This window comes from Pseudonocardia sp. Ae505_Ps2, from assembly GCF_001932425.1.
In the GTDB taxonomy this organism is placed as follows: Bacteria; Actinomycetota; Actinomycetes; order Mycobacteriales; family Pseudonocardiaceae; genus Pseudonocardia.
Genome location: NZ_MCIP01000001.1, coordinates 3,537,565 through 3,557,661, shown reverse-complemented (window position 1 = coordinate 3,557,661; position 20,097 = coordinate 3,537,565). Strand labels below are relative to the sequence as shown.

Genomic DNA, 20,097 nt, shown 5'->3' with positions numbered 1-20,097 from the left:
ACGTGCGTCCACACTGCACCGGCGGCGAGGAGGTGGGTCCGGGTGGACGGGCAGGACGGCGGTAACCGGTACGGCTCGGCCGACGGCAAGGCGCGGCGGGTACTCGCGGCGCTGCGGGCGGACATCGTGACCGGGGTGCTCGCCCAGGGCGAGCGGCTGACCGAGGCCCGGCTGTGCGAGCGCTACCGGGTCTCGCGCGTCCCGGTGCGCGAGGCGCTGCGCACGCTCGCCGTCCAGGGTTTCGTCGAGGTCCGTCCGAACCAGGGTGCCACCGTCGCCACGATCGACGACGCCGACGCCGAGGACCTGTTCGCCGTGCGCGGCACCATCGAGGAGATCGCCGCGGCCCGCTGCGCGGCGCGGGTGGCCGGGGGCGAGGACGCGGTGGTGGACCTGCTGGGGCTGCTCGTCGCCGAGGGCGAGGCCGAGCTGGCGTCCGGCCGGACGGAACGGCTGCCGGAGCTCAACACGCGCTTCCACCTCGCCATCGCCGAGCACAGCGGGTCGGCGTCGCTGCCGTCGCTGCTGCGGCACGTCTCCGACCGGATCGAATGGATCTACGCGATGGGGGTGTCCGTGGCCGGTCCGCGGTCGTGGGCCGAGCACCGGGGCATCCTCGCGGCGATCGCGGCGGGTGATCCGGCGTCGGCGGGGGCCCTGGCCCGGGCACACGTCGAACGCGCCGAGCGCCATCACCGCGGGGTGGGCTGAGCGGGTCGTCGAGCCGTCGGCCTCCCCGGCACCGGACAGTGCCGATCGGCCTCGCCGGCGTGGGCCGGCGTGCGGACCTGCCGCGGACCGTCGGGCCGGGCTGAGGGTCAGTGTTCGTGGGTCCAGGTGTCCGGGGCAGGGTCCAGGTCGACGCCGAGGACGGTGGTGAGCCGGGCGACGGTGAGGTAGTGCCCGACCAGGACGATGACGGTGACCAGGTCGCGGTCGTCGAGGATCCGGCGTACGGCGGCGAGGACGTCGGCGGGGACCGGGAGGCCGGGGACGAGCAGGTCGACCAGGTCGAGCAGGCGGGCGAACCCGGTGGGCAGCACCGACCGGTCGGCCCCCGCGGTGGTCTCGATGACGGCGATCTGCTCGTCCGACCAGTGCTGACGCGCCTGGTCCAGGTGCTGCCACCGTTCGTAGGCACTGCCGGTGAGGGCGGCGACGCGCAGGATGACCCCTTCGCGCCAGGCGGGAGCCAGCGCGGAGGCGCGCAGCGCGTTGGCCGTCTCCGGCAGGGCCTCGGACAGCCGGGAGTCCATGAGGGTCAGGGTCCGGGTGAGGTTCGAGGGGAACCGTTCGTACTGGGCGCGGTGACGGGGGTCCATGTCGGCGGGCTCGGGCAGCGGGATGCGGGCCATCGCGGGTTCCTCAGGCGACCTGGTCGAGGAACCCGACCAGGTGGCGGGTGACGGTGTCGGGCTTCTCCAACGGTGCGAGGTGGGCGGCGGCGGGCACCACGCGCAGCCGGGCGTCCGGGATGGTGTCGCGCAGCTGCCGGGCCGCGGAGACCGGCGAGCTGGAGTCGTGCTCCCCGACCACGACCATCGTCGGGCACCCGATCCGGGGGAGGTCGGCCGCGAGCTCGAAGCCGGCGATCATCTCCCACATCGCGGCATGCACCTGCGGGTCCTGGGCGAGCAGCGTGCGGGTGGCGCGCTCGACCAGGTCCGGGCGCCGGGCGCGGGTGTCGGCGGTGAACCAGTGCCCGAACAGCCCCTCCAGCACCGCCGCCATGCCCTCCGTCCGCGCCTGCGCGGCCCGGGCCCGCATCGCCGCGCGGCCGGCGTCGGAGAACGAGGCCGCCGTGTCGATCAACGTCAACGAGGCCGTGATGCCCGGGTCCGCGACGGCGGTGGCCTGGGCGAGCATCCCGCCCAGTGACAGCCCGACCAGGTGGACCCGGTCGGCCTCCAGACTCGCCAGCACTCGGCGCACGAACCCGACCGCGCGATCGAGCTGCCAGTCGCCGGGGCCGCCGGTGGTCCGCCCGTGGCCGGGCAGGTCGACCGCGACGACGTCCCGGTCGGGCGCCAGGGCCGCGATCTGACGATCCCAGTAGGTCAGATCCAGCCCGGCCGAGTGCAGGAGGACCAGCGGGGTGCCGCCGCGGGGGCCGGTGCGGACCAGGTTGACGGTCCGCGTCGAGAAGGTGCTGTCGTCCACGACGACGACTGTCACCTGCGGACACCGATCACGTCCAACGATAGGTTCTCCTGAGACCTATTCATCGGATTCATGGATCGGGGAGCGCCGTGGAGCTGCGCCAGCTCGAGATCTTCCTTGCGGTCGCCGACACCGGGAGCTTCACCGCCGCCGCCGAGTCCGTGCACCTCGTGCAGTCGGCGGTCTCGGTCGCGGTCCGGGCGCTCGAACGTGACCTGGGCGCGGTGCTGTTCGAGCGGACCACCCGCCGGGTCGCGCTCACCGACGCGGGCGCGGCCCTGGTCGCGCCCGCCCGCACCACGCTGGCCGCGGCCGCCTCCGCCCGCGACGCCGTCGAGGAGGTGACCGGGGGGATCCGCGGCACTGTCACCGTCGGGATCATGCACGCCCTGCCCGGTGTCGACCTGGCGGCGCTGCTCCAGCGCTTCCACCAGCAGTGGCCCCGGGTGACGATCCGCCCCGGCACCGCACCCGACGGGACCGCCGGGCTCGTGCGTGGTGTGCGTGAGCACCGCCTCGACCTCGCGCTCGCCGCGGTCGATCCCACGGCGTGCCCACCGGCGATCGAGGCGCACGAGCTGTTCCGGGAACCGATCCGGCTCGCCTGCCCGCCCGGGCACCGGCTCTCCGGTCGTGAGCGTGTGCCCCTCACCGAGCTCCGCGGCGAGTCGTTCATCGACGTCCCTCCCGGCTGGGGCAGCCGGGAGAGCGTCGACCGGGTCCTCGCCGCCCACGGTGTCGCACGCGAGGTGGTCATCGAGGTGGGAGACGTCGCCACCGTCGCCGAACTGGTCCGCGCGGGGCTCGGGCTGGCACTGATCGCGCCGTCCTCGGCGCCCGAGCCGGTCCGCCGTCGGCTCCTCGACCTCTCACCACATCCCGAGTTCGTCGTCTCCCTGATCACCGCACGCGACCGGCCCCCGTCCGTCGCCGCCGGCCGGCTGATCCGTCTGGTCCGGCACGCCGCCGGGGAGGCCGGCGGCACGCCTGCCACGCCGTGACCGGGGCGGGACGACCTCCCACGAGCTCACACCCCGTCGTCGCCGAGCGTCCGCACCACCACGGTCGCGATGTCCTCCGCCGAGCGCGACGCCGGGCCCGCGGGGAGCACCAGGTGGCTGACCGTGAGCCGGGCGGCGGTCTCCGCGGCGAGCCGCACGTCGTGCTCGCGGGCCCCGGGCCGGACCCGGCGCAGGTATCCGGCGGACCGCTCGGCCGCGGCCGCGATGATCGGGCCGGAGTCGGTGCCGAACGCGGACGGGACCGCCGCGTCGCCGCTGAGCAGGGCCTTGAGCAGCGGGTTCTCGGCCCCCTCGGTGAGCGCGGCGCCGACGGCGGCGACCCAGGCCGCGTGCAGGTCGGTCTCGCCGTCGAGGGCGGCCTCGATCCGGTCGAGGAACCGGTCGGTGGCCCGCAGCACCAGGGCGGCGGCGAGCCCGTCGCGGTCGCCGAACTCGCTGTAGAGGGTCTGCCGGCTGACCCCGACCCGGCGGGCGAGCTCGGGCATCGACGGGCGTTCCCCCGCGACCGCGAGGCGTTCGGCGACGTCGAGCACCTCGCCGCGCAGCTCGTCGCGGGCTCGCCGCGCCATCGTCCGCCGCTCGCTCATGGCCGACATCATCGCACGGCCCGTCCATCGTCTGGACAGTTTCGTCAGAAGTGTCTAACTTCGGCCGGGACACCGCCGTCGACGTCCGAGGAGCAAGCCCGTGAAGCTGGTGCAGCAGGCGCGTGAGCGCTGGTCGTCCGTCCTCACCCTGCCCGCGCCCGAGGCGGTCGACCGGTCGCTGCTGACCGGTGCGGTGCGAGGCCGGCGCCCCGCGGCGTTCGGCCCGGCACCCGAGGGGCTGCGCGAGGTGCCCGGCGACGACGGGCTGCCCGTCCTCGGCCACGCCCTGACCTACGTCCGGTTCGGGCACCGCTTCACCCGGGCCCGCTCCGAGGCGCTCGGCCCGGTCTGGTGGATGCGCACCCCCAACGGCCGGGCGATCGTCGTGACCGGCCCGGCCGCGACCCGGGAGGTGCTCACCAACCGGGACAAGGCGTTCTCCCAGGAGGGGTGGCGCGCGACGGTCGACGCGTTCTTCCACCGCGGCCTGATGCTGCTCGACTTCGACGAGCACCGCGCGCACCGGCGGATCATGCAGGAGGCGTTCACCGCGGACCGGATCTCCCGCTACGTCGCCGCGACCACCCCGGTCGTGCGCGAGGTGCTGCCGACCTGGCCGGAGCGGCTGCGGCTCTACCCGGCGCTCAAGCGGCTCACCCTGGACGTCGCGCAGGCGGTGTTCATGGACGCCCGCTCGGGAGCCGCCGAGAGCAGCGCAGGCGGAACGAGCATGCACACTGCGGAGGCGGTGAACCGGGCGTTCGTCGACTGCGTCCGGGCGGCGAACTCCTTCGTCCGCAAGGACCTGCCCGGGACCCGCTGGCGGCGCGGGCTGCGCGGACGGGTCGTGCTGGAGAACTGGTTCCGGGAGAACCTGGCGGCCAAGCGCGCGGGCGAGGGCACCGACCTGTTCTCGGCGCTGTGCCACGCCCGCACCGACGACGGCGAGGCGTTCTCCGACGACGACGTCGTCAACCACATGATCTTCCTGATGATGGCCGCCCACGACACCTCCACCACCACCACGGCCTCGGCGGCGCACCACCTCGCCCGCAACCCGGTCTGGCAGGAACGCTGCCGCGCCGAGTCCGACGCGCTCGCCGAGCGGATCGGGGACCGCGTCCCGACCGTGGCCGAGCTGCGCGAGCTGACGTCGCTGGACCTGGTGATCCGGGAGGCGCTGCGGCTCGACGCACCGGTCCCGGTGGTCATGCGGACGGCGGTGAAGGACACCGCGGTGGCCGGGCACCACGTCCCGGCCGGGACGCGGGTCGTCGTCGCGCAGGCGGTGAACCACTACGACCGCTCCTGCTGGACCGACCCGGAGCACTTCGACCCCGAGCGGTTCGGGCCCGACCGGCGCGAGGACCGCTCCGACCGCGACGCGTGGATCCCGTTCGGCGGCGGGGTGCACAAGTGCATCGGACTGCACTTCGGGACCCTCGAGGTCACCGCCATCCTGCACGAGATGCTGCGCCGGTACCGGTGGACCGTCGAGCCGTCCTACCGGTTGCGCTGGGACAACACCTCGCTGCCGGTGCCGGTGGGCGGGATCCCGGTGCGGCTCACCCCGCGCTGACGGCCCACTCGTCGCGGGCGATCCGCACGGCCAGCTCCAGCAGCGCGACGGCCGCGGCGTGCAGCCGCTCCCCCACCGCGCGGTCCGCCTCGCCCGCGGCGACCCGTGCCCAGGTGCCCTCCAGCACGACGCCCAGCTTGAACGCGGCCAGCCCCGCGTACCAGGTGATGTCGGTGGTGTCGCGGCCGCCCGCGTCGGTGTAGGCGGCGACGAGCTCGGCCCGGGTGGGGAGACCGCCGTGCCCGGCGAGCGCGGTCCCCGCGCCGAACCCGACCGGGTCGACCGGCCAGGTGACCAGCAGCCAGCCGAGGTCGAGCAGCGGGTCGCCGACGGTGCACATCTCCCAGTCGACGAGTGCGGCCACCCGCGGCCGGGTGCGGTCCAGCAGCACGTTGTTCAGGTGCAGGTCCCCGTGTGCGACGCCCGGTTCCGGCTCGGGCGGGCGGTGGCGGGTCAGCCAGTCCGCGGCGACGGCCACGTCGGGCAGGTCGCCGGGGTCGTAGCCAGGCACCTCGGAGTAGGACGCGAGCTGCGCGGTCCAGCGCGGCACCTGCCGTTCCAGGAACGGACCGGGGCGGCGCAGCCCGTCCAGCCCGACCGCGGCCGGGTCGAGGCGGCCGAGCCTGGCCGCGGCCCGGGCCACGTCGAGCACCGCGCCGTGCCGCAGCGCCGGGGTCGCGGCCTGCTCGGGCGAGACCCGCTCGCCGGGGTTGACGCCGTCCACGTCGGTCATCAGGTAGAACGGCCTGCCGAGCACGTCGGTGTCGGTGCAGGCGGCGACGAGCTCCGGGTGCGGCACGTCGGTGCCGCGCAGCGCGCCGAGCACGGTGATCTCGCGGGCGATGGTGCGGGCCGACCCCGGCCGCGGGTGCACCGGCGACGAGCGCAGGACCAGCGGTCTGCCGTCGACGACGGTGCGCAGCACCACGTTCTGGGTGCCGCCGCCGACCGGTTCCAGCTCGCCGGACCAGTCGCCGAACCCCTGTCCGCGCAGCCAGGCCGCGAGCGCGGTCCGGTCGACCACACCCGACGGGTCCGCGGGGCTCACGTCGACCACGCCATGCCGCCGTCGACCTTGATCGTCGCGCCGGTGGTGTACCCGGCGTCCGGGCCGGTCAGGTACAGGATCGCGCCGACGACCTCGGCCGCCTCCCCGACCCGTCCGGCGGGCACGGTGCCGGCGACGTGGGCACGGAACTCCTCGGTCCAGTGCTCGGCGATGTCGGTCCGGACCGGACCGGGCATCACCGTGTTGACCCGCACCGACGGCGCGTACGCGCGGGCCAGCCCGACGGTCAGCGCGTTGAGCCCGGCCTTGGCCAGCGCGTAGGGCAGCTCCCCGGGGCCGGGCATCACCGCCGCGACCGAGGAGACGTTCACGATCGCGCCGCCGCCCGCCGCGGCCATGAGCTCCCCGCAGCGGGCCCCGAGCCGGTAGGCGCCGCGCAGGTTCACCGCGAGGACCTTGTCGAACAGCTCCTCGGTGACCTCGGTGAGCGACCCGTAGAGCGGGGACATGCCGGCGTTGTTCACCAGCACGTCGACCCGGCCGTACTCGGCGAGCACCCGGTCCACCAGGTCGTCGCAGTCCGCCCAGCGGCCCACGTGGCAGCCGACGCCGAGCGCCGGGACGCCGTGCAGCGCGGTCAGCTCCGCGGCCAGTGCGGTGCACGCCTCGGCCCGTCGGCTGGCGACGACGACCGTGTCCCCGCGGGCCGCGTACGCCGCGCAGGCCGCCCGTCCGATCCCCCGGCTCCCGCCGGTGACGACGACGACCCGGCCGCCCTCCGTCGTGCCGCTCATGTCAGGACGCCCCGGAGCTCCCGGCGTTCCACTCCCGGTCCTTGCGGTCCTCGGACTCGGTGCGCTCCCTGGCGATCTCCAGCGCGCGGGCCGCGGTGGCCCGGTCCGGGTACGGGCCGAGCCGGTCGGCGGACCGGCAGCCGTCGGCGGTCTCCACGGTGCCGTGCTTGAGGCAGTAGAACCATTGCTCGTCGCTCATGGGACCACCCTGGCACCGATCCGCCCCGCCTGTCTCCCGCCGCGCCGCGCCGACGATGGCAGGCTGGGGCCCATGGCACTGGTGCTCGGGGTGGACTCGTCCACCCAGTCCTGCAAGGTCGTCGTCCGCGACGCCGACACCGGCGAGCTCGTCCGGTCCGGGCGCGCCGCGCACCCGGACGGCACGGAGATCGCGCCCCGGCTCTGGTGGGAGGCGCTGCAGGCCGCGATCGACGACGCGGGCGGCCTCGACGGCGTCGCCGCGGTGTCGGTCGCGGGCCAGCAGCACGGCATGGTCTGCCTCGACGAGCGCGGCGAGGTCGTGCGCGACGCGCTGCTGTGGAACGACACCCGCTCGGCGGCGGCCGCCGGCGAGCTCGTCGAGGAGTTCGGCGCGCAGCAGTGGGCGGAGACGACCGGCGTCGTCCCGGTCGCCTCGATCACCCTGGCCAAGCTGCGCTGGCTCGCCGGCCACGAGCCCGAGAACGCCGCCCGGACCGCGGCGGTGTGCCTGCCCCACGACTGGCTGACCTGGCGGCTCCGCGGTGGCGGCGTCCCCGGCGGCGCGGGGCTCGACGAGCTGGTCACCGACCGGTCCGACGCCTCGGGCACCGGCTGGTTCGACGGCGTCGACTACCGCCCCGAACTGCTCGAACGGTTCTTCGGGTCGACACCGACGCTGCCGCGGCTGCTCGGCCCGGCCGAGTCCGTCGACGGGCCGGGCGGGATCCGGGTCGCCGCCGGGGCGGGCGACAACGCGGCCGCCGGGCTGGGGGTCGACGCCGGTGGGGACGTCGTCGTCTCGCTGGGCACCTCCGGCACGGTGTTCGCCCGCTCGGAGCGCCGCGCCCAGGACCCGTCCGGGATCGTGGCCGGGTTCTCCGACGCCACCGGCGCCTACCTCCCGCTGGTGTGCACGCTCAACGCCTCCCGGGTGCTGGATGCGACCCGGCGGTTCCTCGGGGTGGACCACGACGAGCTGGGCCGCCTCGCGCTCGCCGCCGAGCCGGGCGCGGGCGGGCTGGTCGTGGTGCCCTACCTGGAGGGCGAGCGGACCCCGAACCTGCCCGACGCGACCGGCGCGCTGCACGGCTGGACGCTGGCGTCGGGGACCCGGGAGAACCTGGCCCGGGCCGCGATCGAGGGCATGCTGTCCGCGCAGCGGGTCGGGCTGGAGGCGCTGCGCGAGCAGGGCGTAACCGTGTCCGGGGTGACGCTGGTCGGCGGGGCGGCCCGCTCCGAGGCGGTCTGCCGGATCGCCGCGCAGGTGTTCGAGGTGCCGGTCCGGGTGCCCGAACCCGGCGAGTACGTGGCCGACGGCGCCGCCCGGCAGGCCGCGTGGGCACTGCGCGGCGGGGCGACCCCGCCGTCGTGGAGCGCCGGGGCCGAACCGGCGCGCTACGAGGCCGAGCCCGCTCCGGCGGCGTGGGAGCGCTACCGCGAGGCGGCGGGGGCGTTCCTGGACCGGGTCGCGGCATGACCACCGAGGGCCCGAAGCGGCTCCTGGTCCTCGGCAAGATCACCGACATCCTGGACGCGTTCACCCTGCAGCGCCCGGTGCTCGGGCTGGGCGAGATCCAGCAGGCGACCGGCATCCCGACCTCGACGGTGCAGCGCCTGGTGTCCAACATGGTCGCCGAGGGCCTGCTGGACCGGGTCGGGGACCGGGTCCGGATCGGGATCCGGATGGCCTACTGGGCCGGAGCCGCGGCCCGCGGGGTCGACCTGCTCGAGCTCGCCGGGCCACTGCTGCGCGAGCTGCGCGACACCACCGGGGAGACGGCGGCGCTGTTCCGGGCCGAGGGCGGGCACCGAGTGTGCGTCGCCGTCGCCGAGACGCGGCACGCGCTGCGCCGGGAGATGCACGTCGGGCGGATCGTGCCGCTGCACACCGGCTCGGCCGGGCGGGTGCTGCTGGCCTGGGCCCCCGAGCTGGCCGAGCAGGTGCTCGCCGGTCCCCTGGAGCCCCTCACCGACCACACCGTGACCAGCCCGCAGCGGCTGCGCGAGCTGCTCGCCGACACCCGTCGCGACGGGTTCGCGATCACCGTCGCCGAGCGCGACGACGGCGGCTCCGGGCTCTCCGCTCCCGTCTTCGACCACGCAGGCGAGGTCGCGGCGGCGCTCACGATCAGCGGACCGACCATCCGGTTCGGCCGCTCGGAGTGCGAGAAGTGCGTGGACCTGCTGGTCGGCGCCGCCGAGCGGCTCACCCGGACCCTCGGCGGGCGCCCGCCGGGCTGACCCGGTGCGCGCCGGGGGCTCAGCCGCGGGGCCCCGCCGTCCAGGGGAACGCCAGGGCGTTCGAGCGGACGCCGCGCGCGGTCGCCGAGCGCATCGGCTCCCCCAGCTCGGCGAGCAGGTCCTCCGACCACGTCACGAGCCCGGCCAGCACGGCGGGGGTCAGCCAGTCCGGGCGCAGCGCGAACAGCAGGTCCTCGCTGGCGGTGTTGCCACTGGCCCCGGGCGCGAACGGGCAGCCACCGAGGCCGCCCAGCGCGCCGTCGAGGACGGTCGCGCCGTTCTGCACGGCGGCGAGGGCGTTCGCGACGCCCTGGCCCCAGGTGTCGTGGCCGTGGAAGGCGACGCGGCGGCCGTCGGCGACCGCCGCGACGCGCCCGACCAGCGACCCGACCTCGGCCGGGTTCGCCTGCCCGAGCGTGTCGCAGACGACGACGTCGCAGGAGCCCGCGGTGCGCGGGTCGGCGACGATCCCGAGCACCCGGTCCGGGTCGACGGGCCCGTCGAACGGGCAGGTGAACGCGGTCGCCAGGCACAGCTGGATGCGTCCGCCCGCGGCGCGCGCGTACTCGACGGCCTGCGGCATCGCGTCGAGGGAGACGGCGGTGTCACGGCCGACGTTGGCGTTGTTGTGCGCGTCGGACACGGAGAAGCAGTACTGGACGTTGCGCGCGCCGGCCGCCACCGCCTTCTGCACGTGCCGCGGCGTCGCCACCCACACCCAGCAGCGCTCCAGCTCCTCCGGCGTGAGCGCGGCGACGACGTCGAGGGTGTCGGCCAGCGGCGGCACCAGGTCACCGCGGGCCAGCGACCCGATCTCCAGCTCCGGCACGCCCGCCCCGAGCAGCGCGCGGACCAGCTCGACCTTGCGGTCGGTGGGCAGCGGTTTGCCGGTGAGCTGTAGCCCGTCGCGCAGCGTGACGTCCCGCAGGACGATCCCGTCGGTGCTCATGCGTCCTCCCCCGATGCGGCCCGGATCGTGTCCGGGGTGTACCCGAGCAGACCCCCGAGCACGTCGTGCGTGTCGGCGCCCAGGTCGGGCCCGACCGAGCGGACCGGCACCGAGCGGTCGCCCAGCACCGGCACGATGCCGGGGAACCCGACGCGGGCGGGCGCGTCGCCGCCGGTGTCGACGTCGAAGTACTGGACCATGTCGCGGGCGCGGAACTGCTCGTCGGCGACGATGTCGGCGGCGGAGTGGATCGGCCCGGCCGGGACCCCGGCCTCCTCCAGCTTCGCGAGGACCTCGTCGCGGGGCAGCGAGCGGGTCCAGGCCTCGATGGCGCCGTCGAGCTCGTCGCGGCGCGTCCAGCGGCCGGCGTTGGTGGCCAGCTCCGGGTCCGTCCCGAGGTCGGCGCGGCCGATGACGGTCATGAGCCGGCCGAAGATGGAGTCGCCGTTGCCGGCGACGACGACGCTTCCACCGCAGGCGCAGACGTAGGCGTTGGACGGCGCGATGCCCTCCATCCGCCCGCCGACCCGACGCCGCTCGACGCCGTAGGCGAGGTGGTCGGGGACGAGCGACTCCATCATCGAGAACACGGCCTCGTTGAGCGCGACGTCCATGCAGCGCCGGTCCAGCGCGGGCCGGTCGGCGCGGCTCTCGCGCTGGTAGAGGCCCATCATCGCGGAGAACGCACCGTAGAGCCCGGCGATCGAGTCCCCGATCGACACCCCCGTCCGCGACGGCGGCCGGTCGGCCTCCCCGACCAGCGCGCGCAGCCCGCCCATCGCCTCGGCGACCGCGGCGAACCCCGGCCGCGACGACAGCGGCCCGGTCTGCCCGAACGCGGAGATCCGCACGAGCACGACGTCGGGGTTGACGGCGTCGAGCTCGGCCGGGCCCAGTCCCCAGCGCTCCAGCGTGCCGGGCCGGAAGTTCTCCAGCACCACGTCGGAGCGGGCGGCCAGGTCCAGTACCGCCTGCTTCCCCGCGGCCGAGCGCATGTCGAGGGTGACCGAGCGCTTGTTGCGGTTCAGCGTCCGGTACAGCATCGAGGTGTCCCCGGCGTAGAGCCGCCAGTTGCGGACCTCGTCGCCCGTCCCGGGGCGCTCGACCTTGATCACCTCGGCGCCGAAGTCGGCGAGCAGGCGTCCGGCGGTGGGGGCGGCGATGTAGTTGCCGAGCTCGAGCACCCGGACCCCGGACAGCGGAAGTTGCGACACGACTCTCCCTAGACGACGAGCGACAGCGGCAGGATCACGATGATCGCCACGACCGAGGCGATCGAGACCCCGACCGAGCAGGTCTTGAGCGTCCCCCGCACGGACTGCCCGAGCAGCGACTGCAGCAGCCAGAACGTGTTCGACGTGACGTGCACGGCGAACAACGCGCCGGCTCCGGCCGCGAGCGCGATCAACACGGGGGCCAGGCCGATCACCGGGGCGACCGGGGCGAGCACGCCGGCCGCGGTGATCGCCGAGATCGTCACCGACCCGATCGCGACGTGCAGCACGGCGGCGATCAGCCACACCATCAGCAGCGGGGCGGCGGTGCTCGCGGAGAAGAAGCGGCCGAGGATCTCGCCCAGCCCGGCGTCGCCGATCGTGGTGGCGAGCGAGCCGCCGACCCCGGTGAGGATGAGGATCTGCCCGCTCTCGCGGAACCCGTCGGTCACGGCGGACTCCACCATCTCGCGCCCGTGGGCGACCCCGACGACGGCGGTGGTCCCGATCAGCGCCAGCAGCAGCGCGATCACCGGCTCACCCAGGAACGCGAGCACCGGGTGGGTCACCCCGGCGGCGTCGAGGACGGCGCCCGCGGCGATGAGCAGCAGGCCCACCAGCAGCGGCCCGAACAGCAGGGCCAGCGGGAGCTCGCGACGCGCGGTGCCGGACACCGCGGTGCCGGCGGCCGCCCCGCCCGCCCGACCGGCGCCGCCGGCACCACCACCCGGAGCCCCCTGCCCGGCCCCGGGGCCCGGAACAGCTCCCCCCGACGGCGGGAGGTCCCCGCCGGGACCGTCACCGGGTGGGGCGGCGTCGGCCGGAGAGGGGACGGCCGCGGCGGCGTCGGTCGCGGCGGCGTGCGGGGCGCCGGCCCCCGGTCCGCCGGGTACGCCCGCTGCGACCGGCTCCTGCTCGTCGCGCGCCGGGTCCCACCAGCCGCGACGCAGCAGCACGGACATGATCGCGGTGGCGATGAGCACCGTCGGCACGACGACGACCAGGCCCAGGATCAGCATCTGGCCCAGCGGCACCCCGAGCACACCGGCGAGCGCGACCGCGCCGACCCCGGGGACCATGAACACGATCCCGCACTCCAGGCCGATCGCGAGCGCGGTCGCCATCCGCGGCAGTCCCCGGTCCCCGATGCGCGGGGCGATCCGGCGGGCCAGCGGCGCGGAGATGACCAGCAGCACGTCGACGAAGATCGACTGGAGTGCGGTGGAGACGGTGACGGCCGTGGCGTAGGGCATCCCGCGCGGACCGCAGGCCGCCAGCAGCGCCGAGACCAGCCGTTCGATGGCGCCCGCGTGGTGCAGCATCGCCCCGGTCAGGACGCCGAAGGCGATGAGCAGCCCGACGTCGGCCAGGATGTCGCCGAACCCGCCGGTGACCGCGTCGACCGTCCCCCTCACCCCCAGGCCGGCGGTCAGCCCCAGGTAGACGGCGCCGATCACGAGCGAGATCACCGGGTTGAGCCGGAACCTCACGATCAGCACGACGACGGCGAGCACGGCGACAGCCGTGTTCACCACGATGACGGTGTCCGACACGATGGTCCCCCTGGGCGTCGACGACGATGTCGTACCCACATCATGAACACAGACCCACCATGCGAGCAAGCCTGGCGGTCAGGTCACGGCCAGCGCCCCGCCGAACCCGATCAACGCGGCGCCGGCGACGACGTCACCGGCGCGGCGCACGCGGCGCCGGGTGAAGAAGCCCCGCGCCCGGTGCACGGCGAGGACCAGGCCGACCCCGTAGACGCCGCCGAGCACCGCCACCGACAGCGCCAGCAGCAGCGCGTCGGCGATGGTCGTCACGCCGGGGACGAGGAACTGCGGCAGCACCGACAGGTACATGACCAGCACCTTCGGGTTGGTGATGTTCGAGCCGAAGCCGACCAGGAACGATCGCCGCACCGGCACCCGCGGACCGCCGTCGTCGACGGCGGGGTAGTCCCCGCGGCGGGCGGCCCGCAGCGCCTGCACACCGAGCACACAGAGGTAGACCACGCCGGCCCAGCGGATCACGGTGAACGCGGTGTGCGAGCCGGCGACGAGCACGCCGAGCCCGAACGCCGCGGCGCAGCCCTGCAGGGCGTTGCCGGTGAACACCCCGGCCAGCGTCGCCAGCCCGCCCGCGCGCCCGCCGACCAGCGAGGCGCGCAGCATCACGAAGGTGTCCGGGCCGGGCATCAGCACCAGCCCGACGACGATCAACAGATAGGCACCGTAGGACGTCCAGCTCACGAGAGGCCATCGTAGGCTGCTGCCCCGTGAGATCCCGCCGGCGCCGCACCTCCCGGGAGGCGTCCCCGCTCCCGACGGTCGACGGCCTCGCGCCGGCCCGCGTCCGGACCCCGGCGACCCAGGGGTGGGCGACGATGCGCGACCACCTCGTCGACCGGTTCCCGCACGTCGCGGACCGGATCGACGCGCGCCTGGCCGCCGGGGAGATCGTGACCGCGGCCGGTCCGGTCACCCCGGCCACGCCGTACACGCCCTCGACGACGCTGTGGCTCTACCGCGACGAGCCCGACGAGGTGCCGGTGCCGTTCGGCCTGCCGGTGCTGCACGCCGACGACGACGTGGTCGTCGTCGACAAGCCGCACCTGCTCGCGACGATCCCGCGCGGCAGCCACGTCCGCCAGACCGTGCTGGTGCGGCTGCGTCACGAGCTCGGGCTGCCCGCGCTCAGCCCGGCGCACCGGCTCGACCGCGCCACCGCGGGGGTGCTGCTGCTGGTGGTGCGGCCCGAGCTGCGCGGTGCCTACCAGACGTTGTTCGCCCGCGGCCGCGTCACCAAGACCTACGAGGCCCTCGCCCGGTTCGACCCGGACCTGGAGCTGCCGCGCACCGAGGTGTCGCGGATCGTGAAACGCCCCGGGGTGTTCGCCGCCGTCACCGAGGACGGCGAGCCGAACGCCGAGACCCGCATCGAGCTCGACGGGCGGCGCGAGGACCTGGCCCGCTACCGGCTGACCCCGCGCACCGGGCGGACCCACCAGCTGCGGGTGCACCTGAACGGGCTGGGCGTGCCGATCCTCGGCGACGACGTCTATCCCGAGCTGCGCCGGCGGGCGCCCGAGGACTTCACCCGCCCGCTCCAGCTGCTCTCCCGCGCGCTGGAGTTCGACGACCCGCTGACCGGGGTGCGGCGGCGCTTCGTGAGCGGCCGCACGTTGCAGGCGTGGGACGACCCGGACGGCTGGGCCGCCGGGACGCCGCACGAGTGGTGATCAGCCGACGCTGCGGTCGCCGTCGTCGTCGAGGTGGTGGCCGTTGTGGTGGCCGCCGGGGACCGGCACCCCGTTGGCGGCGCCGTTGGCAGCGCCGTTGACCGCACCGTTGGCAGCCCCGTCGGCCGGTCCGTGCGGACCGTGGTCCTCCGCTGCGCGGTGGCGGCCCTCGCGCAGCCCCCGCTGGTAGCTGGACAGCCGGTTGCGCACGCGGTCGGGCTGGCGCTCGCGGGACCCGGCCGGCGCGACGCCGTTCGGGGTGTCCCGCCACGACGGCGGCACCATCGCCTGCCCGGGCAGCCGCTGCGGCAGACCCTGCGCCGTGGTCGGCAGGTCGACGACCCGGTCGGCCCGGATGCGGGCGGCGTCGAACTCGGCGTCACCCGCGGTGCGCCAGTTGTTCCCGGTGACCGGGAGCGCCGTCGTCTCGGTCGATCCCGGCTCACGGAACCAGGCCGAGGCGACCGCCGCGAAGATCGGCGTGTCGTCCGCGTCGTCCACGGGCACCGGAACCTCCGAGTCGAACGGTCCGAACAGCTCCACCGGCGGGGTCGTCCCCGGGGCGCCGGTGACGGGCAGTGCCTCGGTGGCCGGGGCCTCCTGCGGCGCGGGCGGCGGGCCCCCGTTGCGCGACGGCCCCGCGCCCGGCGACGGCGGCCCGTACGGCGGACGGGACCCTGGTCCGGGCCCACCGGGACCGGAGCCGGCCGGACCGGGCCCGGTCGAGCCGAATCCGTTCGGGCCGACGCCGTTCGAGCCGGAGCCGTTCGGGCCGACGCCGTTCGGACCGGAGCCGTACGGGCCGTTGCCGTTCGGGCTGTTGCCGTTCGGGCCGGAGCCGGCGAAGGGGGCCGCGGCCGCGATGCCGCCGGCCGGACGGGGCGCACGGCGGGGCAGCCCGGCGGATGCCGCCGGCTCGTCCCGCTCGGGCGCGACCGGCGGCCAGCTCCGCTCGGGCTCCGCCGCCGGGGCGTCCCGCGGGGGCCAGGGCACGTCCGCCGCCGCAGCGGGGTCGGGGGTGCCGGCCGCGTCGGGGGCACCGTCCGGCGCCGGGCGGCGCAGCGATGCCGTCGTCCCGGTGCCGACCTGCTCGTCCGGCTGCGGCTCCGCGGTGGGGCCGGCGGGCGCGGCCGGCTCGGAGCGGCCACCGCCGACGACCGACGACGGCAGGTGCAGCACGGCGATCGGGGCGACCGCGGAGTTCCCGGCGGGGCCACGGACGCCGAGCCGGGCGCCGATGGCGCGGGCCAGCCGCGCGGCCACGTGCAGACCGATCTCCTGCGGGGCGACCGGACCGCCGGGCGTCGCCGAGCCCAGCGCCCGGTCCAGCTCCTCGACCGGGGTGCGGTGCCGCGGCGGCTGGGTCCCCTGGAGCTCGACGACGATCCCACCCTCGGGACCCCAGCGGGTGAGCAGCTCGATTCGCTCCCCCGCCGGCGTGACGCTCGCGGCGTGGGCCAGCAGCTCCGCCAGGATCTGGCCCAGCACGGGCTCGGCGACCGCGTCGACCGAGACGCTCGGCGTTGGCGGGACGATCGTGCGCGAGGCCGCCTCGCTCGCCGAGACGACGGTGTTGAGCGCCTGGCCGAGCGGGGTCGGCGGGGCGGCGAGCCGGGGACCGCGGGGGGCACCGGCGAGGACGAGGATGTGGTCGCCGTCGCGGGCGCCGCGGCGGGCGGCCGCGGCCAGCTCGGCGAGGTCGGCCAGCGCACCCGGGCGCAGCTCGCCGGCACGCAGCCGCTCGGTCAGCAGCTGCTGACGCTCCGAACGGGCCCGCAGCCGGTGCGCGATCGCGGCCAGCACGGCGTCCCCGGCCGAGGCCCCCGCCGGGCCGGACGGGTGGGGCGGCGGGTCGTCTCGCGCCACGCGATCGTCCTCCGAACCGTTCGGACGGCGCCCGGGTCGGACGCCACGTCAGTACCCGCTCGGGTAGCGGGCGGGACGGTTGCGAAGCCTACTCGTCGGTCCGCCCAGCGCTTGTTCTGATGCGGTGGGCGGTGGATCGTGGACGGGCGGGCGGCGCAACTCCGCCGACGGGTCGCCGGGAGTGCCCGGACGGGCACGACGGGCGGCCGGGCGGCCGCGCCGGAGGGGTCTCACTCGAACCGCGACGGGTCCCCCGCACCGTGCCGCACGATCTCCGGCTCGTCGCCGGACAGGTCGACGACGGTGGTCGGCTCGGTGCCGCAGTCCCCGGAGTCGATGACCGCGTCGACCTGGTTCTCCAGCTCCTCCTTGATCTCCCAGCCCTGCGTCATCGGCTCGTCGTGGCCCGGCAGCAGCAGCGTCGAGGACAGCAGCGGCTCCCCCAGCTCGGCCAGCAGCGCCTGGGTGGTGGCGTGGTCGGGGATGCGCACGCCGACGGTCTTCTTCTTCGGGTGCAGCAGCTGCTTGGGCACCTCCTTGGTGGCCGGGAGGATGAAGGTGTAGCTGCCCGGGGTGGACGCCTTCACCGCGCGGAACACGGCGTTGGAGATCTGGACGAACTGCCCGAGCTGCGCGAACTCCGCGCACACGAGGGTGAAGTGGTGTCGGTCGTCGAGCTTGCGGATCTGCCGGATCCGGTCCAGGCCGTCGCGGTTGCCCAGCGAGCAGCCCAGCGCGAAGCACGAGTCGGTCGGATAGGCGATCAGGCCGCCGGAGCGCACGAGGTCCACGACCTGTCCGATGCTGCGCGGCTGCGGGTTCTGCGGGTGCACGTCGAAGTACCGGGCCATCGCGCGAACGTACCGGCTCGGCGGCCCACCCGGGGACCTCGACGACCGGCCGGTCGCGGTGCGGCCGGGAAACCGTTGCCCGCGACGCGCGGAGGGGACCAGGATGCGATCCATGCACGTCGTGGAATACCGGCCGGAACGGCACGAGTTCGCCTGGACCTTCGGGGGCGTGCCGCCGGTGCGCCGGGTCGCGCCCGGGACCTGCCTGCGGCTGTGGACCGAGGACGCGTTCTCCGGGCGGCTCACGTCCATCTCGGACCGTCCGAGCGCGGTGCTCGACATGAGCGAGGTGAACCCGCAGACCGGGCCGTTCCACGTGGAGGGCGCCGAGCCCGGCGACACCCTGGCCGTCCACCTCGTGGAGCTGACCCCGGCCCGGGACTGGGGCGCCTCCACGCTGATCCCGCTGTTCGGGGCGCTGTCGACGACCGAGCGCACCGCGCTGCTGCACGAGCCGCTGCCCGAGCGGACCTGGATCTACCAGCTCGACCGGGCCGCGGGGACGGTGCTGTTCGAGGCGACGAGCGCGGACCTGCGTCTGGAGCTGCCGTGCAACCCGATGCTCGGCACCGTCGGCGTCGCGCCGCCCGGGCGGGAGGTGCGCAGCTCGCTGGTCCCCGACGTGTTCGGCGGGAACATGGACACCCCGGAGATGCGCGCCGGGGCCACCTGCTACCTGCAGGTCAACGTGCCCGGCGCGCTCTTCTCGGTCGGCGACGGCCACTACCGTCAGGGCGAGGGCGAGAGCTGCGGCACGGCGGTCGAGGGCGCGATGGACGTCGTGCTGATCGTCGAGCTGATCAAGAACTCCCCGGCCCCGGCCTGGCCGCGGATCGAGACCGACACCCACTACGTCGTCGTCGGGTCCGCCCGCCCGCTGGAGGACGCCTGGCGGGCCAGCCAGGTCGGGATGATCGCCTGGCTGGGCGAGCTCTACGGGCTGGACCGGCTGGACGCCTACCAGCTGCTCACCCAGGCCGCCGAGTCGCCGCTGGCCAACGTCGTCGACACCAACTACAGCGCCGTCACCAAGATCGCGAAGGCCCTGCTGCCCACGGCCGCGGCCTACGGCGGCGTCCACCGTCACCTGCGCGAGCAGGCCCGCTCCCTGTAGAGGAAGGCCCCTGTCATGGACATGCTGTTGAACGGCCGCGTCGTGCTCGTGACCGGAGGGTCGCGCGGGATCGGGCGCGCGGTCGTCGCCGGGCTGGCGGCGGAGGGCGCTCGGGTCGCGTTCTGCGCCCGCGACGCCGACGGGGTCGCCGCCGCCGAGCAGGAGCTGCGCGCCGCCGGCGCCGGTGAGGTGGCCGGGACCGCGGTGGACGTCGCCGACGGCGATGCGCTGGCCGGCTGGGTCGCCGCCGCCGCCGATCGTTTCGGTGCCGTCGACGCGGTCGTCGCGAACGTCTCGGCGCTCGCGATCGGCCCTGGCGAGCAGAACTGGCGCTCGAGCTTCGAGATCGACCTGCTGCACACGGTGCGTCTGGTGGACGCCGCGATGCCGCACCTGGAGCGCAGCGACGCCGCTTCGGTCACCGCGGTGTCGAGCGTCTCCGGTCGCGAGATCGACTTCGCCGACGGCTCCTACGGCGTCATGAAGGCCGCGCTGGTGCACTACGTCTCCGGCCTGGCCTTCGACCTCGCCCCGAAGGGCATCCGCGCCAACGCCGTCTCCCCCGGCAACGTCTACTTCCCCGGCGGGGTGTGGGCGAACGTCGAGCAGAACGACCCCGCGCTGTACGCGCACGCGATGGGGCTCAACCCGACGGGCCGGATGGGCACCCCGGAGGAGACCGCCTACGCGGTCGTCTCGCTGGTCAGCCCGCGGGCGAGCCGGATCAGCGGCACCAACCTGGTGGTCGACGGGGCGCTGACCCGCGGGGTGCAGCTCTGAGGCCTCACCCCAGCGCCTCGCGCACCACCCGCTCGACCGGGGCCGTCCCGGCCACCAGGTCGAACGCCGGCTCGCGCGCGGGTTCCAGCGGCGGCTGGGCGATCACCCGTGGCCGCCGGGCGGCCGAGGACATCGCCTGGGCGCGGTGCACGACGAACGGGTGCACCAGGTGGACGTCGCCGGCGCGGCCGGTCGCGGCGACCTCCCGACATCCCGCGGTCGCGCGGACCGCCTCGCCGCAGAACGGCAGCCAGTCCGCGCCGGCGGATCCGTGCGGTGCGAGCAGCCGGGCGACCTCGTGGTGCGAGCCGGACCGCAGCAGCGTCGGGGCGTCGTCCGGTCCGACGTCGGTGTAGAGGAACAACATCAGCAGGGACCGGCCCCGCCCGGGAGGTGCACCCAGCCGTCGCGGAGGAACTGGTCGATCATCGCCTGACAGGGTCCCCGGTCGTGCGCTCGTGGGCGACCGGATTTCCGTCGAACCGGACA

The 20,097-nt window shown here is 75.4% G+C and carries 21 protein-coding genes; 8 read left to right on the top strand and 13 right to left on the bottom strand.

The window, feature by feature from the left end:
- Positions 1-42 precede the first annotated feature (42 nt).
- Entirely contained in the window at positions 43-711 is a 669-nt protein-coding gene (locus Ae505Ps2_RS17085; protein WP_075306903.1) for a GntR family transcriptional regulator, read from the top strand.
- A 107-nt stretch (positions 712-818) separates the two neighbouring features.
- Here the strand turns inward: Ae505Ps2_RS17085 and Ae505Ps2_RS17080 are convergent, their stop codons facing one another.
- Positions 819-1,355 carry a hypothetical protein gene (locus Ae505Ps2_RS17080; RefSeq protein ID WP_075306905.1) on the bottom strand — a complete coding sequence of 179 codons (537 nt, stop codon included), beginning with the start codon at positions 1,353-1,355 and terminating at the stop codon, positions 819-821.
- 10 nt (positions 1,356-1,365) lie between these two features.
- Complete coding sequence (locus Ae505Ps2_RS17075; protein WP_075334283.1) at positions 1,366-2,160, bottom strand: alpha/beta hydrolase; 795 nt, start codon at positions 2,158-2,160, stop codon at positions 1,366-1,368.
- 89 nt (positions 2,161-2,249) lie between these two features.
- Between Ae505Ps2_RS17075 and Ae505Ps2_RS17070 the strand changes: the two genes are divergently transcribed.
- Complete coding sequence (locus Ae505Ps2_RS17070) at positions 2,250-3,161, top strand: LysR family transcriptional regulator (protein WP_075306907.1); 912 nt, start codon at positions 2,250-2,252, stop codon at positions 3,159-3,161.
- Between the two features lie 26 nt (positions 3,162-3,187).
- Here Ae505Ps2_RS17070 and Ae505Ps2_RS17065 read toward each other — a convergent pair whose 3' ends face one another.
- A complete protein-coding gene (locus Ae505Ps2_RS17065; protein ID WP_158071502.1) occupies positions 3,188-3,769 on the bottom strand; it encodes a TetR family transcriptional regulator in 582 nt (193 codons plus the stop codon).
- Positions 3,770-3,869: 100 nt separating this feature from the next.
- On the opposite strand from Ae505Ps2_RS17065, the gene Ae505Ps2_RS17060 reads away from it, so the two are divergent.
- Entirely contained in the window at positions 3,870-5,348 is a 1,479-nt protein-coding gene (locus tag Ae505Ps2_RS17060) for a cytochrome P450 (protein ID WP_075333542.1), read from the top strand.
- On the opposite strand, the gene Ae505Ps2_RS17055 is transcribed toward Ae505Ps2_RS17060, so the two are convergent.
- From Ae505Ps2_RS17055 to Ae505Ps2_RS17045, 3 genes are read right to left on the bottom strand one after another with little or no spacing between them, the layout of a single operon-like run.
- Positions 5,335-6,396, bottom strand: a complete 1,062-nt coding sequence (locus tag Ae505Ps2_RS17055) for a phosphotransferase family protein (protein WP_233147574.1) — start codon at positions 6,394-6,396, stop codon at positions 5,335-5,337. The genes Ae505Ps2_RS17060 and Ae505Ps2_RS17055 overlap by 14 nt on opposite strands.
- A complete protein-coding gene (locus tag Ae505Ps2_RS17050) occupies positions 6,393-7,151 on the bottom strand; it encodes a glucose 1-dehydrogenase (protein ID WP_075306913.1) in 759 nt (252 codons plus the stop codon). The genes Ae505Ps2_RS17055 and Ae505Ps2_RS17050 overlap by 4 nt, the downstream gene beginning before the upstream one ends.
- Position 7,152: 1 nt before the next feature.
- Entirely contained in the window at positions 7,153-7,350 is a 198-nt protein-coding gene (locus Ae505Ps2_RS17045) for a hypothetical protein (RefSeq protein WP_020627900.1), read from the bottom strand.
- A gap of 72 nt (positions 7,351-7,422) precedes the next feature.
- On the opposite strand from Ae505Ps2_RS17045, the gene xylB reads away from it, so the two are divergent.
- Together xylB and Ae505Ps2_RS17035 are read left to right on the top strand one after the other, a co-directional pair.
- Positions 7,423-8,829 carry a xylulokinase gene (gene xylB / locus Ae505Ps2_RS17040; protein WP_020627901.1) on the top strand — a complete coding sequence of 469 codons (1,407 nt, stop codon included), beginning with the start codon at positions 7,423-7,425 and terminating at the stop codon, positions 8,827-8,829.
- Positions 8,826-9,593, top strand: a complete 768-nt coding sequence (locus tag Ae505Ps2_RS17035) for an IclR family transcriptional regulator (RefSeq protein ID WP_020627902.1) — start codon at positions 8,826-8,828, stop codon at positions 9,591-9,593. Before xylB ends, Ae505Ps2_RS17035 begins: the two co-directional genes overlap by 4 nt.
- Before the next feature lie 19 nt (positions 9,594-9,612).
- Here Ae505Ps2_RS17035 and Ae505Ps2_RS17030 read toward each other — a convergent pair whose 3' ends face one another.
- The 4 genes from Ae505Ps2_RS17030 to Ae505Ps2_RS17015 form a co-directional block, all read right to left on the bottom strand.
- A complete protein-coding gene (locus tag Ae505Ps2_RS17030) occupies positions 9,613-10,542 on the bottom strand; it encodes a hydroxymethylglutaryl-CoA lyase (protein WP_170917051.1) in 930 nt (309 codons plus the stop codon).
- Positions 10,539-11,756, bottom strand: a complete 1,218-nt coding sequence (locus Ae505Ps2_RS17025) for a CoA transferase (protein ID WP_075306915.1) — start codon at positions 11,754-11,756, stop codon at positions 10,539-10,541. Before Ae505Ps2_RS17025 ends, Ae505Ps2_RS17030 begins: the two co-directional genes overlap by 4 nt.
- Before the next feature lie 8 nt (positions 11,757-11,764).
- Entirely contained in the window at positions 11,765-13,288 is a 1,524-nt protein-coding gene (locus Ae505Ps2_RS17020) for a GntP family permease (RefSeq protein ID WP_233147575.1), read from the bottom strand.
- A gap of 99 nt (positions 13,289-13,387) precedes the next feature.
- Complete coding sequence (locus tag Ae505Ps2_RS17015) at positions 13,388-14,008, bottom strand: LysE family translocator (RefSeq protein WP_075306919.1); 621 nt, start codon at positions 14,006-14,008, stop codon at positions 13,388-13,390.
- A 26-nt stretch (positions 14,009-14,034) separates the two neighbouring features.
- Here Ae505Ps2_RS17015 and Ae505Ps2_RS17010 point away from each other — a divergent pair, with 26 nt between their 5' ends.
- Positions 14,035-14,997 carry a pseudouridine synthase gene (locus Ae505Ps2_RS17010; protein WP_075306921.1) on the top strand — a complete coding sequence of 321 codons (963 nt, stop codon included), beginning with the start codon at positions 14,035-14,037 and terminating at the stop codon, positions 14,995-14,997.
- On the opposite strand, the gene Ae505Ps2_RS17005 is transcribed toward Ae505Ps2_RS17010, so the two are convergent.
- Complete coding sequence (locus Ae505Ps2_RS17005) at positions 14,998-16,863, bottom strand: hypothetical protein (RefSeq protein ID WP_075553767.1); 1,866 nt, start codon at positions 16,861-16,863, stop codon at positions 14,998-15,000. It lies immediately after the preceding gene.
- Positions 16,864-17,093: 230 nt separating this feature from the next.
- Positions 17,094-17,714, bottom strand: a complete 621-nt coding sequence (locus tag Ae505Ps2_RS17000) for an L-threonylcarbamoyladenylate synthase (RefSeq protein WP_020623429.1) — start codon at positions 17,712-17,714, stop codon at positions 17,094-17,096.
- A gap of 112 nt (positions 17,715-17,826) precedes the next feature.
- Between Ae505Ps2_RS17000 and Ae505Ps2_RS16995 the strand changes: the two genes are divergently transcribed.
- Positions 17,827-18,828, top strand: coding sequence for an acetamidase/formamidase family protein (locus Ae505Ps2_RS16995; protein ID WP_075306925.1), 1,002 nt, complete (start codon positions 17,827-17,829; stop codon positions 18,826-18,828).
- Between the two features lie 15 nt (positions 18,829-18,843).
- Complete coding sequence (locus tag Ae505Ps2_RS16990; protein WP_075306927.1) at positions 18,844-19,608, top strand: SDR family oxidoreductase; 765 nt, start codon at positions 18,844-18,846, stop codon at positions 19,606-19,608.
- Positions 19,609-19,612: 4 nt separating this feature from the next.
- Here the strand turns inward: Ae505Ps2_RS16990 and Ae505Ps2_RS16985 are convergent, their stop codons facing one another.
- Positions 19,613-19,975 (bottom strand): hypothetical protein, encoded by a 363-nt coding sequence (locus Ae505Ps2_RS16985; RefSeq protein WP_175581804.1) that lies wholly within the window; start codon positions 19,973-19,975, stop codon positions 19,613-19,615.
- Positions 19,976-20,097: the final 122 nt, after the last annotated feature.

Bases quoted from the DNA above. Each gene is read 5' to 3' on its own strand.
- Ae505Ps2_RS17080 (WP_075306905.1), bottom strand. From the start codon at position 1,355: ATGGCCCGCATCCCGCTGCCCGAGCCCGCCGACATGGACCCCCGTCAC.
- Ae505Ps2_RS17000 (WP_020623429.1), bottom strand. From the start codon at position 17,714: ATGGCCCGGTACTTCGACGTGCACCCGCAGAACCCGCAGCCGCGCAGC.
- Ae505Ps2_RS16995 (WP_075306925.1), top strand. From the start codon at position 17,827: ATGCACGTCGTGGAATACCGGCCGGAACGGCACGAGTTCGCCTGGACC.
- Ae505Ps2_RS16985 (WP_175581804.1), bottom strand. From the start codon at position 19,975: ATGTTGTTCCTCTACACCGACGTCGGACCGGACGACGCCCCGACGCTG.
- Ae505Ps2_RS17065 (WP_158071502.1), bottom strand. From the start codon at position 3,769: ATGAGCGAGCGGCGGACGATGGCGCGGCGAGCCCGCGACGAGCTGCGC.
- Ae505Ps2_RS17035 (WP_020627902.1), top strand. From the start codon at position 8,826: ATGACCACCGAGGGCCCGAAGCGGCTCCTGGTCCTCGGCAAGATCACC.
- Ae505Ps2_RS16990 (WP_075306927.1), top strand. From the start codon at position 18,844: ATGGACATGCTGTTGAACGGCCGCGTCGTGCTCGTGACCGGAGGGTCG.
- Ae505Ps2_RS17030 (WP_170917051.1), bottom strand. From the start codon at position 10,542: ATGAGCACCGACGGGATCGTCCTGCGGGACGTCACGCTGCGCGACGGG.
- Ae505Ps2_RS17045 (WP_020627900.1), bottom strand. From the start codon at position 7,350: ATGAGCGACGAGCAATGGTTCTACTGCCTCAAGCACGGCACCGTGGAG.
- Ae505Ps2_RS17050 (WP_075306913.1), bottom strand. From the start codon at position 7,151: ATGAGCGGCACGACGGAGGGCGGCCGGGTCGTCGTCGTCACCGGCGGG.
- xylB (WP_020627901.1), top strand. From the start codon at position 7,423: ATGGCACTGGTGCTCGGGGTGGACTCGTCCACCCAGTCCTGCAAGGTC.